The organism is Pseudomonas sp. NPDC008258, from assembly GCF_042956345.1.
GTDB lineage: Bacteria > Pseudomonadota > Gammaproteobacteria > Pseudomonadales > Pseudomonadaceae > Aquipseudomonas.
Genome location: NZ_JBIBGE010000004.1, coordinates 123,823 through 136,130, shown reverse-complemented (window position 1 = coordinate 136,130; position 12,308 = coordinate 123,823). Strand labels below are relative to the sequence as shown.

The 12,308-nt window shown below is 61.9% G+C and carries 11 protein-coding genes; 5 read left to right on the top strand and 6 right to left on the bottom strand.

The genetic code is table 11. The features are described 5' to 3' along the window. Positions 1–43: 43 nt before the first annotated feature. On the bottom strand, positions 44–1,351 hold the full coding sequence (locus ACFY9W_RS04695) for a peptidoglycan DD-metalloendopeptidase family protein (protein ID WP_391126416.1): 1,308 nt from the start codon (positions 1,349–1,351) through the stop codon (positions 44–46). A 230-nt stretch (positions 1,352–1,581) separates the two neighbouring features. Beyond that, positions 1,582–3,117, bottom strand: a complete 1,536-nt coding sequence (gene gpmI, locus ACFY9W_RS04690) for a 2,3-bisphosphoglycerate-independent phosphoglycerate mutase (protein ID WP_391126413.1) — start codon at positions 3,115–3,117, stop codon at positions 1,582–1,584. 206 nt (positions 3,118–3,323) lie between these two features. Between gpmI and ACFY9W_RS04685 the strand changes: the two genes are divergently transcribed. Genes ACFY9W_RS04685 through secB form a run of 3 tightly spaced genes read left to right on the top strand, consistent with a single transcriptional unit; the run spans position 3,324 to position 4,518 of the window. Further along, positions 3,324–3,737, top strand: a complete 414-nt coding sequence (locus tag ACFY9W_RS04685; RefSeq protein WP_391126410.1) for a rhodanese-like domain-containing protein — start codon at positions 3,324–3,326, stop codon at positions 3,735–3,737. 1 nt (position 3,738) lies between these two features. Continuing rightward, the gene (gene grxC / locus ACFY9W_RS04680) at positions 3,739–3,993 is read left to right on the top strand and encodes a glutaredoxin 3 (RefSeq protein ID WP_003249204.1); all 255 of its coding nucleotides are present in this window, start codon (positions 3,739–3,741) and stop codon (positions 3,991–3,993) included. 39 nt (positions 3,994–4,032) lie between these two features. Continuing rightward, positions 4,033–4,518 carry a protein-export chaperone SecB gene (gene secB / locus ACFY9W_RS04675; protein WP_391126407.1) on the top strand — a complete coding sequence of 162 codons (486 nt, stop codon included), beginning with the start codon at positions 4,033–4,035 and terminating at the stop codon, positions 4,516–4,518. Positions 4,519–4,682: 164 nt separating this feature from the next. Here secB and trmL read toward each other — a convergent pair whose 3' ends face one another. Further along, positions 4,683–5,144 carry a tRNA (uridine(34)/cytosine(34)/5-carboxymethylaminomethyluridine(34)-2'-O)-methyltransferase TrmL gene (gene trmL, locus ACFY9W_RS04670; RefSeq protein WP_391126404.1) on the bottom strand — a complete coding sequence of 154 codons (462 nt, stop codon included), beginning with the start codon at positions 5,142–5,144 and terminating at the stop codon, positions 4,683–4,685. On the opposite strand from trmL, the gene ACFY9W_RS04665 reads away from it, so the two are divergent. Further along, complete coding sequence (locus tag ACFY9W_RS04665; RefSeq protein ID WP_391126401.1) at positions 5,143–5,580, top strand: hypothetical protein; 438 nt, start codon at positions 5,143–5,145, stop codon at positions 5,578–5,580. The genes trmL and ACFY9W_RS04665 overlap by 2 nt on opposite strands. Positions 5,581–6,043: 463 nt before the next feature. On the opposite strand, the gene ntrC is transcribed toward ACFY9W_RS04665, so the two are convergent. From ntrC to glnA, 3 genes are all read right to left on the bottom strand, one after another. Then, on the bottom strand, positions 6,044–7,480 hold the full coding sequence (gene ntrC, locus ACFY9W_RS04660) for a nitrogen regulation protein NR(I) (protein ID WP_391126398.1): 1,437 nt from the start codon (positions 7,478–7,480) through the stop codon (positions 6,044–6,046). After that, positions 7,477–8,562 (bottom strand): nitrogen regulation protein NR(II), encoded by a 1,086-nt coding sequence (gene glnL, locus ACFY9W_RS04655; RefSeq protein WP_016712463.1) that lies wholly within the window; start codon positions 8,560–8,562, stop codon positions 7,477–7,479. The genes ntrC and glnL overlap by 4 nt, the downstream gene beginning before the upstream one ends. A 356-nt stretch (positions 8,563–8,918) precedes the next feature. Next, positions 8,919–10,325: a type I glutamate--ammonia ligase gene (gene glnA / locus ACFY9W_RS04650; RefSeq protein ID WP_060500655.1), complete on the bottom strand. Its 1,407-nt coding sequence runs from the start codon at positions 10,323–10,325 to the stop codon at positions 8,919–8,921. A 470-nt stretch (positions 10,326–10,795) separates the two neighbouring features. Between glnA and thiI the strand changes: the two genes are divergently transcribed. Beyond that, entirely contained in the window at positions 10,796–12,250 is a 1,455-nt protein-coding gene (gene thiI, locus ACFY9W_RS04645) for a tRNA uracil 4-sulfurtransferase ThiI (RefSeq protein ID WP_391126393.1), read from the top strand. Positions 12,251–12,308: the final 58 nt, after the last annotated feature.

Genomic DNA, 12,308 nt, shown 5'->3' with positions numbered 1-12,308 from the left:
GGGAGCATCGGCGCAGCATTCAGGCTACGCCGTAGAAATTTGACTAGCCCCGGCACCACTGCGCAGGGTCGGTCGGCCGGCCCTGCTGGCGGATGGCGAAGTACAAGCCTGCCGCGTCCTGGCCACCGCTGTCGCCCACGGTGGAAATGGCTTCACCGGCCTTGACGATATCACCGGCGCTCTTGAGCAGGCTCTGGTTGTGGCCGTAAAGGCTCAGGTAACCATTGCCATGGTCGAGAATGACCAGAAGCCCGGCACCGCGCAACCAGTCGGCAAACACCACACGCCCACCGTGTACGGCGCGTACCTGGGTGCCTGGGTTGGCGCTGATCATCACGCCGTCCCACTTGGCACGGGCATCGCTGCCGCGCGCATCGCCGAAGCGTGCCAGCAAGCGACCATTCACGGGCCACGGAAGTTTTCCCCGTGCGGAAGAAAATGCGCCGCCGTAGCTCGCGCCGTCGGTGGAAACCATCGGGCCGAGGGTGGTGCGGGCCTTCTTCGGTGGCTCCACCGGCTCCTTGGCCTCTTCGCGGGCAGCGGCGGCGGCCAGGGCCTCCTGCTGGCGGCGTTTTTCCGCTTCCTGCTGGGCCAGCAAGGCTTTCTTGCGCGCTTCTTCGGCTTCGCGGGCTTGCCGGGCCAGGGTTTCCTCGATGGTCTTGAGCACTTTGGACAGGTCGGCCTGGTCCTGCTCGCGGGCCTGCAACTTCTGGTCGCGGTCCTTCATGTCGCCATTGAGCTTGGCCAGTACCTGCTGGCGCTTGCCACGCTCGGCCTCAAGGGCCTGGCGGCGGCTGTCGAGGTCGGCCCGCTGGGCCAGCAGCTGTTGCTGCTGGGTGGCCATTTCCTGCTCGACATTGGCCAGTTGGCGCAGGGTTTCGTTGAAGGTGCGCAGTTGTTCCAGGCGCGCCTTGCTGATGTAGTCGTAGTAGGTGAGGGTGCGGGCGAACTTCTCGGGGTTCTGCTGGTTGAGCAGCAGCTTGAGGTATTCCTCGCGGCCATTGTTCTGGTAGGCCGAACGGGCCTGGATGGCGATCAGTCGCTGTTGTTCAACGCGGGCGCTCTGGAGTTTTTTTTTCTCGGTATCAAGGCGCTCCAGATCGCCCTCGGTCTTTTTTAGTTCTTGCTGCAGCGCCTCCACCTGCTTTTCGAGGTTGCCGATGTCGGTCTCGGTGGTTTTGAGGTCCTTTTGCACACCGGCCTTTTCTTCCTGGAGCTTGCCCAGCGTTTTCTTGAGCTCGGCAATGTCCTGGCGGGTGGCGTCCAGTTGCTGCTGGGTCTGTGCACGCTCATCGGCGAAGGCCGGGCTGAGCAGGCAAGACAGGGCGAGTAGGATCAGGGCGCGAAGCATGGGGTTTGGCGTACCAAGGATGGAGACTGGCCTAGTATGCCCGCCCGGGCGGGCAAAAAAAACGCCTCGCTGCGGGTGCAGAGGGGCGTTTGTCTGGAATTCATGTGTTATTGGGGCTGCTTTGCAGCCCTTCGCGGGCACGCCCGCTCCCACAAAAGTAGCGTGTGTCGCCGACCCTGTGGGAGCGGGCATGCCCGCGAAGGGGCGCAAAGCGGCCCCAATTCACAGATTCAGGCGTCTACCAGAATCGAGGTTCCGGTCATTTCCGCAGGCTTTTCCAGCCCCAGCAGCTTCAACATGGTCGGTGCAACATCGGCCAGCACGCCGCCGTCACGCACTTTCACATTACGCTTGCCCACATAGATGAACGGCACCGGCTCGGTGGTATGCGCGGTGTGCGCCTGGCCGGTGCATTCGTCTTCCATCTGCTCGACGTTGCCGTGGTCGGCGGTGATCAGCGCTTCGCCGTCCACTTTGGCCAGTGCTTCGACGATGCGGCCGACGCAGGTATCCAGCGCTTCAACCGCCTTCACCGCAGCCTCGAACACGCCTGTATGGCCGACCATGTCGCCGTTGGCGTAGTTGACCACGATCACGTCGAAGCGCTGCTGCTCGATGGCCTCGACAATGCGATCGGTCACTTCCGGCGCGTTCATTTCCGGCTGCAGGTCGTAGGTGGCAACCTTGGGCGACGGGATGAGGATGCGCTCTTCGCCTTCGAACGGTTCTTCGCGGCCGCCGGAGAAGAAGAAAGTAACGTGGGCGTACTTCTCGGTCTCGGCAATACGCAGCTGGGTTTTGCCGTTCTTTGCCAGGTACTCGCCCAGCACGTTGTTCAGGCTGGCCGGTGCAAAGGCTGCCGGCGCCGGAATCTTGGCCGAGTACTGGGTCAGGCCGATGTAGGCAGCCAGTTTTGGCAGGCGGGCGCGCGGGAATTCATTGAAGTCGGCTTCGACGAACACGCGCGACAGCTCGCGGGCACGGTCGGCGCGGAAGTTCATGAAGATCACGGCATCGCCGTCTTCGACCTTGACCGCTTCGCCAATGCGCGTGGCCTTGACGAATTCGTCGCTCTCGTCGCGGGCGTAGGCCGCTTCCAGGCCGGCCAGGGCGGTGTCGGCGGTGTATTCGGCGGTGCTGTCGACGATCAGGTTGTAGGCGGCGCTGACGCGGTCCCAGCGGTTATCCCGGTCCATGGCGAAGTAGCGGCCGATCAGGCTGGCGATGCGGCCCTTGCCCAGCCTGGCGAAAGTGGCGTCGAGCAGTTCGATGGACGACTGCGCGCTGCGGGGCGGGGTGTCGCGGCCATCGAGGAAGGCGTGCAGGTAGATCTTTTCTGCACCACGCTGGGCAGCCAGTTCGGCCATGGCCACCAGGTGGTCCTGGTGGCTGTGTACGCCGCCATCCGACAACAGGCCGAGGATGTGCACGGCCTTGCCGGCACTGGCGGCCTTGTCCACGGCACCGGTGAGCACCGGGTTTTCGAAGAATTCGCCGTCACGGATGGCTTTGGTAACGCGGGTGAAGTCCTGGTAGACGACGCGGCCCGCGCCCAGGTTCATGTGACCGACTTCGGAGTTGCCCATCTGCCCGTCCGGCAGGCCGACATCCATGCCTGAGCCGGAAATGAGGCCATGCGGCTGGGTGGCGCGCAGGCGGTCATAGACCGGCGTGTTGGCGGCAAAGATGGCGTTGTGTTCGGGGACTTCGCTGTGGCCGAAGCCATCCAGGATGATCAGGACCAGGGGTTTGGGCGTACTCGTCATCAATCAAACTCACGGTTGTTCAAAGATGATAAAGACACGCATTTTAGGGCAAATGCGCCACCTGCGGCGAATATTCGTCCTGTTCCCGGACCAGCGCGCCTCATGCGGCAACATGAAGGTACCTTTACGGCCGGCCCGTCGGGCTTTGGTGGCACTGGGGGGCTGTGTATACTGGCCGGCATTTTCAATCGCCTGGAACACCGCTGATGGTTGCTCACCTGATTCAATTCGCGACAGATCACTACATCCTGGTTGCGATCTTCGTTGTTCTGCTGGTCCTGCTGCTGCTCAATGAAATCCGCCGTGGCGGCCAGAGCCTGACCAATGGCCAGCTGACCGCCCTGGTCAACGCCGACAAGGGCCTGGTCCTCGACATCCGTACTGCCAAGGAATACGCCGCCGGCCACATCGTCGGTGCGATCAACATACCGCAGGACAAGCTGGCCACCCGCATGAGCGAGCTGGACAAGCACAAAGAGAAGACCCTGATCGTCGTCGACGCAATGGGCCAGCAGTCCGGCACCCACTGCCGCGAGCTGCTCAAGGCTGGTTACACCGCTGCCAAACTGAGCGGTGGCGTTTCCAGCTGGAAAGCCGATAACCTGCCCCTGGTGAAGTGATATGAAGCCCGTCATCGTCTATTCCAGCGACTACTGCCCCTACTGCATGCGCGCCAAGTACCTGCTTGAGAGCAAGGGCGTGGCCTTCGAGGAAATCAAGGTCGACGGCAAGCCGCAGGTTCGTGCCGAGATGAGCCAGAAGGCCGGCCGTACATCGGTGCCGCAGATCTGGATCGGCAGCACCCATGTCGGTGGATGCGATGACCTCTATGCCCTGGAGCGCGCCGGCAAGCTCGACGCGCTGCTGGCGGCCTGATTTGCACTGCATTCAAAAACATTAGGATAAGGATCTGCCATGACTGACCAACAGACCAACGGCGCTGCTGCAGAAGACAACAGCCCACAGTTTTCCCTGCAGCGCATCTACGTGCGCGACCTGTCGTTCGAGGCCCCGAAAAGCCCGCAGATCTTCCGCCAGAGCTGGGAGCCGAGCGTCGCGCTGGACCTGAACACCAAGCAGAAAGCCCTGGAAGGCGACTTCCACGAAGTGGTACTGACCCTGTCGGTTACCGTCAAGAACGGTGACGAAGTGGCCTTCATCGCTGAAGTGCAGCAGGCGGGTATCTTCCTGATCGCCAACCTCGATGCCCCTTCGATGAGCCACACCCTGGGCGCGTTCTGCCCGAACATCCTGTTCCCGTATGCCCGTGAGACCCTGGACAGCCTGGTGACCCGCGGTTCGTTCCCGGCACTGATGCTGTCGCCGGTCAACTTCGACGCCCTGTACGCGCAAGAGATGCAGCGCATGCAGGAAGCGGGCGAAGCGCCGACCGTGCAGTAATCGCTGCCGGCTTCAGAAAAAGCGCCTCTCGGGGCGCTTTTTTGTTGCCTGTGCGGGCCTCTTCGCGGGCATGCCCACTCCCACAGGTACAGCGCTGTACTTAAGGTTGGTGCGATCCCTTTGGGAGCGGGCGAGCCCGCGAAAGGGCCCGCACAGGAGAAAGATCAGCTCCCGGCAAACCCATTCTGCCGCCAGGCCTCATACACCGTCACCGCCACGGTATTGGACAGGTTCAGGCTACGGCACCCCGGCCGCATCGGCAGGCGCAGGCGTTGCTCGGCCGGCAGGCTGTCCAGCACCTCGGCTGGCAACCCGCGGCTCTCAGGCCCGAACAAAAAGGCGTCGCCCGGCTGGTAGGCCACTTCATGGAAAGGGTGCGAGCCTTTGGTGGTGAAGGCGAACAGCCTTGGGCTACCCAGGCTTTCCAGGCATCCGGCCAGGCTCTCGTGGCGCTTGAGCGTGGCATACTCGTGGTAATCCAGCCCCGCGCGGCGCAAGCGCTTGTCATCCAGTTCGAAGCTGATGGGCTCGATCAGGTGCAGGTGGCAGCCGCTGTTGGCGCACAGGCGAATGATGTTGCCGGTATTCGGCGGAATTTCTGGTTGAAAAAGGATGACGTGAAACATGCACGGCTCCAAGCGTGAAGATGACGGGCATTCTACCCCTGAACCGGACGTGCGATCGAAGGCGTTCCCGCGGATGATGCTGTCGTTGGCGATCGTTGGCGTTATGGTCGGGTTGATGATTGGCCGCCTGACAACGCCCGAAGAGCGGGTGTTGCAGGAGGTCGAGGTGGTGCAGAACGGCCTGGACCTTTGGTTCAACGAAGAGCCGCAGCTGCACGGCGAGAACGTGGAAGGTACGGTTGGGTTGCTGTTCCAGGCCCAGGGCAAGGCCCAGCAAGGGCAATTGACCCTGGACGGCAAACCGGTGAGCTGGCGGGTGCAGAAGAGCAAGGAAGGCTTGTTGCTGACAGTGGTGGCCGCGCGTCCCCTGCACGGCGAGTGGGCCGGTGCAGAGGACGATGGGCGTTGGCGGGTGCAGGTGAAACTGCACGAATAAAAGAGGGGATATCCCGGCCTGCCTGTACCAGGGTCCCCAAAAGGGCTACGGCGTACTGCGTGTAAAGAGGGGATGGCCCGGCCTGCCTGTACCGAGGTCCCCGAAACGGGCGGTGCTGCAAATAAAAGAGGGGTTCACCCGGCCTGCCTGTACCAGGGCCCCCGAAACTGGATATGTATTAGCTATTGCAGGGGGCGTGCCAATTTTGCAAAACCCGCAAATGCTGGGCTTTGAGGGGGATTTGGCCGGGTTTTGAGGGGATTTGTGCCTTCGAGAGGTGCATTGGGCACAGGATCGGTGCATCGGGGCTGAAATGGCTGGGGCCGCTTTGCGGCCCATCGCAGGCAAGCCAGCTCCCACAGGTACCGCGCAGATATCAGGATTTGCGCGGTACCTGTGGGAGCTGGCTTGCCTGCGATGGGCTGCAAAGCAGCCCCAGGGGTCTGGCAGGCGAAACGCTTAATCAGTGCTCATCACCTTCCTCGTCATCCCCCCCAGCCACATTCATCCCCAGCTCCTTGATCTTGCGCGTCAGGGTATTGCGCCCCCAACCCAGCAACAGCGCTGCATCCCGGCGCCGCCCGGCGGTGTGCTTGAGCGCTGTCTCGATCATGATCCGTTCAAAGCTCGGCACTGCACTGTCCAGCAGGTTGGTCTGCCCACGCGCCAACGCCTGGTCGGCCCACTGGCGCAGGGCCTGTTCCCAGTTGGTGACCGGTGCGGCATCCTGTGGCAGGTTCAGCAGCTCGGGCGGCAGGTCGCCGATCAGCACTTCACGGCTGGAGGCCATCACCGTGATCCAGCGGCAGGTGTTCTCCATCTGCCGCACGTTGCCTGGCCACGGCAGGTTGCGGATGAACTCTTCGGTCTCCGGCTTGAGGATCTTCGGCTCTACCGCCAGTTCCTGGGCGGCACGGGCGAGGAAGTGGCGGGCGAGGGCAGGGATGTCCTCACGGCGGTCAGCCAGGCGCGGGATGTGGATGCGAATCACGTTCAGGCGGTGGAACAAGTCTTCACGGAACTTGCCGGCCTGCACCAGCGACTCCAGGTTCTGGTGGGTCGCGGCAATGATGCGCACGTCGACCTTGACCGGCACATGGCCGCCAACCCGATAGAACTCGCCATCAGCCAGCACCCGCAACAGTCGAGTCTGGGTGTCGGCAGGCATGTCGCCGATTTCGTCGAGGAACAAAGTGCCGCCATCGGCCTGTTCAAAGCGGCCCCGGCGCAGGTTGGCAGCACCGGTGAAGGCACCTTTCTCATGGCCGAACAGTTCGGACTCCATCAGGTCCTTGGGGATAGCTGCCATGTTCAAGGCAATGAACGGCGACGCCGCCCGCGGGCTATGGCGGTGCAGGGCGTGGGCCACCAGTTCTTTACCGGTACCGGACTCGCCGTTGATCAGCACGGTGATGTTGGAGTGACTGAGGCGGCCAATGGCGCGGAACACCTCCTGCATGGCCGGTGCTTCGCCGATGATTTCCGGGGTACGCGCCAGGTTCTGTGGCACATCCAGCCCTTGTTGTTCCTGCGCATGCTGGTTGGCACGTTTGACCAGCGAGACCGCCTCGTCCACATCGAACGGCTTGGGCAGGTACTCGAAGGCGCCGCCTTGGTAAGACGCCACGGCGCTGTCCAGGTCGGAATGGGCGGTCATGATGATGACCGGCAAGCGCGGGTGTTGCTCGCGGATCTGTGCCAGCAGGTCGAGGCCGCTGGCGCCCGGCATGCGAATGTCGGAAATGATCACGTCCGGTTGCTGGCGTGCCAGGCGGCCCATCACACCATCTGCGCTGTCGAAGCTCTGGGTGGTCATGCCTTCCTGTTGCAGGGCTTTTTCCAGGACCCAGCGGATGGAGCGATCATCGTCGACGATCCATACGGTTTCACTTCGGCTCATGAGGCGGTGGCTCCTTGTTCCAGGGGCAGGTAGATCGAGAAGGCGGTATGGCCTGCGTGGCTTTCACACTCGATCAGGCCCTGGTGCTGGCTGATGATGTTCTGGGTAATGGCCAGGCCCAGCCCGGTACCGTCCGGGCGGCCACTGACCATGGGATAGAAGAGGGTGTCTTGCAGTTCCGGCGGAATGCCCGGGCCGTTGTCGATGATCTCGACCCGCGCCACCAGGCGATGGCGCACGTGGCCGATGGTGAACTGGCGCAAGGCGCGGCTGCGCAGGGTGATGCGGCCCAGGCGCAGTTCGTTCTGCGAACTGATCGCCTGCATGGCATTGCGCACGATATTGAGTACGGCCTGGATCATCTGCTCGCGGTCGATCAGCACGTCCGGCAGGCTTGGGTCGTAATCGCGCACCAAAGTGATGCAGCCTTGGCTTTCAGCCTCGACCAGGCTGCAAACGCGCTCCAGTACTTCGTGGATATTGGTCATGGCCAGCGACGGCAGCTTGTTCGAACCGAGCATGCGGTCGACCAGGTTACGCAGGCGGTCGGCTTCTTCGATGATCACGTTGGTGTAATCGCGCAGGCCTTCCTCGGGCAGTTCGCGTGACAGCAACTGCGCTGCGCCGCGGATGCCGCCGAGGGGGTTCTTGATTTCGTGGGCCAGGCCACGCACCAGCATCTTGGTGGTTTCCTGCTTGCTCAGCTGGGCCTCTTCCTTGGTGATGCGCAGCAGCCGGTCACGTGGGTGCACCTCTAGCAACAGCAGGGTCTGGCCCTGGTTGAGGATAGGGGTTACCGCGTAATCGACGGTGATGGTCTGCCCGGTCAGCGAGGTGAGCTGCGCTTCGCGCTTGGTGAACGGGTGCGCCTGTTCGACCGCCTGGCGCAACGAACTGAGCGCCTCGGTCGACTCAGTGAACAGCTCGCTGATGAACTGCCCATGGCTGCGTTGGCCGCTGACGGCCAGCAGCATTTCCGCGGCCGGGTTCATGTACTCCAGGCGCAGCTCGGCATTGAGCAGCAACGTGGCGGTGGTCAGGTTGTCCAGAAGCAGACGGTGCTGCGCATCGCTGATGGTCATAAGGCGTCGTTGACCTCTTTTGGCGCTTGCCTGGCACTGCTTTGGCCAGGGCCAGGTGCGGTGGCCCCGCTGGTGCGAAGCTCTCTACCCGCAAGAAATGCAAGAAACAAACCAAAGCTCCGAAAAGAAGCGGGATCTGCCGATAAAGGCCTGTATCTGCGCAAATTCGGATCAGAAACTCTGGATGAAACGTTTCATGTGAACCAGATTGGGGAGCAAATAGGGGCATGGTGCGTTTGGGTGCACCAAGATAGAGCATAGCGCGGTGAGGGTGGTTTTTGCCTGGCGCAGAAACGAAAACGGCCTCCCGAAGGAGGCCGTCTTGATCATGTGACCGGCGCCAGGCGCCGTTCAGATCAGCAGCTGTAGTACAGCTCGTATTCCAGCGGGTGCACGAAGGTGCGGACCTTGATTTCTTCTTCCGACTTCAGCTCGATGAAGGCATCGATGAAGTCGTCGGAGAACACGCCGCCCTTGGTCAGGAACGCACGGCCTTTGTCCAGCTCTTCCAGGGCTTCTTTCAGGCTGCCGCACACTTGCGGAATGTCCTTGGCCTCTTCTGGTGGCAGGTCGTACAGGTTCTTGTCGGCAGCATCGCCTGGGTGGATCTTGTTCTGGATGCCGTCCAGGCCAGCCATCAGCAGGGCCGCGAAGGCCAGGTACGGGTTGGCCGATGGGTCCGGGAAGCGTGCTTCGATACGGCGGGCTTTCGGGCTGCCGACGTAAGGAATACGGATCGAGGCGGAACGGTTGCGAGCCGAGTAGGCCAGCATTACCGGGGCTTCGAAGCCTGGTACCAGACGCTTGTACGAGTTGGTCGACGGGTTGGTGAAGCCGTTCAGGGCCTTACCGTGCTTGATGATACCGCCGATGAAGTACAGGGCGGTGTCGGACAGGCCGGCATAGCCTTCACCCGAGAAGGTGTTCTTGCCGTCTTTCCAGATCGACATGTGCACGTGCATGCCCGAGCCGTTGTCGCCGTACAGTGGCTTCGGCATGAAGGTGGCGGTACGGCCGTAAGCGTCGGCAACGTTGTGCACGACGTATTTCAGGGCCTGTACTTCGTCCGCTTTCTTCACCAGGGTGTTGAACTTGACGCCGATTTCGTTCTGGCCGGCAGTCGCCACTTCGTGGTGGTGAACTTCAACGGTCTGGCCCATTTCTTCCAGTGCGTTGCACATGGCAGTACGGATTTCGTGGTCGTGGTCGAACGGCGGAACCGGGAAGTAGCCGCCTTTCACGCCTGGACGGTGGCCTTTGTTGCCGCCTTCCACGTCAGCGCCAGTCATCCACGAGCCTTGCTCGGAGAAGATCTTGAACATCGAGCCGGAGATGTCCGACTGGAACTTCACTTCGTCGAAGATGAAGAATTCTGGCTCTGGGCCGGCGAATACGGTGTCACCGATGCCGGTGCTCTTCAGGTACTCTTCGGCGCGCTTGGCGATTGCGCGTGGGTCACGATCGTAGCCCTGCATGCTCGACGGGTCGACGATGTCGCAGGTGATGATCAGGGTAGGTTCTTCGGTGAACGGGTCCAGCACGGCGGTATCGTCAACCGGCATCAGGATCATGTCGGAAGCTTCGATGCCTTTCCAGCCAGCGATGGAGGAACCGTCGAACATCTTGCCGACTTCGAAGAAGTCCTCGTCCAGCGCATCACGCGACGGCATGGTCACGTGGTGCTGAATGCCTTTGGTGTCCGTGAAACGCAGATCAATCCACTTGACGTCATGATCTTTGATGAGTTGAACCGACTTCGACATGTTGTCCTCCGGATGGTCTAGAGCGCGGTGGGCCGCTGCCCTGGAAAAAGGGTGTTGCCGGGCGCGGATAGTCGGCCAAGCTTACCTGCCTCACAAGGGAGCAAATTGCATGCCAGTGCCCGAAAATGGCGAGCGAGGGATAAAAGGGGGCGTTTGCGGGCATTTCGCGGCGGGTCGGGGCGCAAAAGTGCACTCTTTGGATGCGTATTTTGATTGATGTGCACTGATGTGGTGCGCGGCTTGAGTGGCGTGCTTGCTTTGAGGGCCTCTTCGCGGGCGCGCCCGCTCCCACAGGTAGGGCGCAAGTCTTGAGGCCTGTGGATGACCTGTGGGAGCTGGCTTGCCGGCGATGAGGCCGGTGCATCCAATATAAATCCGACCTTCTGTACAAAAGTTGGTCAAATCCTGAGCAGTTTCCGCTATAATTCGCGCCCCACATTTTCGGCAGGCCCTGCGCGCGCTGTTAACCAATGAAACTTATCGTCAAAGTCTTCCCAGAAATCACCATCAAGAGCCGGCCGGTGCGCAAGCGTTTCATCCGCCAGCTCGCCAAGAACATCCGCAACGTGCTCAAGGATCTTGATCCTGAGCTCGCGGTCGATGGTGTCTGGGACAATCTCGAAGTGGTCACCCGCGTCGAAGACGAAAAAGTCCAGCGCGAGATGATCGAGCGCCTCACCTGCACACCGGGTATCACCCATTTCCTGCAGGTAGAGGAGTACCCGCTGGGTGACTTCGACGACATCGTCGCCAAGTGCAAGCACCACTTCGGCCACCTGTTGGGCGGCAAGCGCTTCTCGGTGCGCTGCAAGCGCGGCGGCCACCACGACTTCACCTCGATGGACGTCGACCGCTACGTCGGCAGCCAGCTGCGCCAGCAGTGCGGCGCCGCCGGCATCGACCTGAAGGCGCCTGAGGTCGTGGTGCGCATGGAGATCCGCGATCAGCGCCTGTACGTGATCCACAACCAGCACAACGGCATCGGCGGCTACCCGCTGGGTGCCCTGGAGCAGACCCTGGTGCTGATGTCCGGTGGCTTCGACTCCACCGTGGCGGCCTACCAGATGATGCGCCGCGGCCTGATGACCCACTTCTGCTTCTTCAACCTCGGCGGCCGTGCCCACGAGCTGGGCGTGATGGAAGTGGCCCACTACCTGTGGAAGAAGTACGGCAGCAGCCAGCGCGTGCTGTTCATCAGCGTGCCGTTTGAAGAAGTGGTCGGCGAGATCCTCAACAAGGTCGACAACAGCTACATGGGCGTGACCCTCAAGCGCATGATGCTGCGCGGTGCCGCGCACATGGCCGACCGCCTGCAGATCGACGCGCTGGTGACCGGCGAGGCGATTTCCCAGGTGTCCAGCCAGACGCTGCCGAACCTGTCGATCATCGACTCGGCCACCGACAAGCTGGTACTGCGCCCGCTGCTGGCCAGCCACAAGCAGGACATCATCGACCAGGCCACCGAAATCGGCACCGCCGACTTCGCCAAGCACATGCCGGAATACTGCGGCGTGATCTCGGTGAACCCGACCACCCATGCCAAGCGTCACCGCATGGAGCACGAAGAAAAGCAGTTCGACATGGCCGTGCTGGAGCGTGCCCTGGAGCGCGCCAAGTTCATTTCCATCGACCACGTGATCGATGAACTGGGCAAGGACATCGAAATCGAGGAAGTGGCCGAGGCGCTGCCGGGCCAGATCGTCATCGACATTCGTCACCCCGATGCCCAGGAAGACGAACCTCTGGTGCTGGAAGGTATCGAAGTCCAGGCCATGCCGTTCTACGCGATCAACAGCAAGTTCAAGCACCTGGACCCAACGCGCCAGTACCTGCTGTATTGCGACAAAGGTGTGATGAGCCGTTTGCACGCACACCACCTGCTCAGTGAGGGACATGCCAATGTGCGTGTTTATCGTCCGACATAAGACGCCGGGGCTGTATGGCGGCAGTATCCGCCATCGCCCTCCCGACCACCGGGCCCGC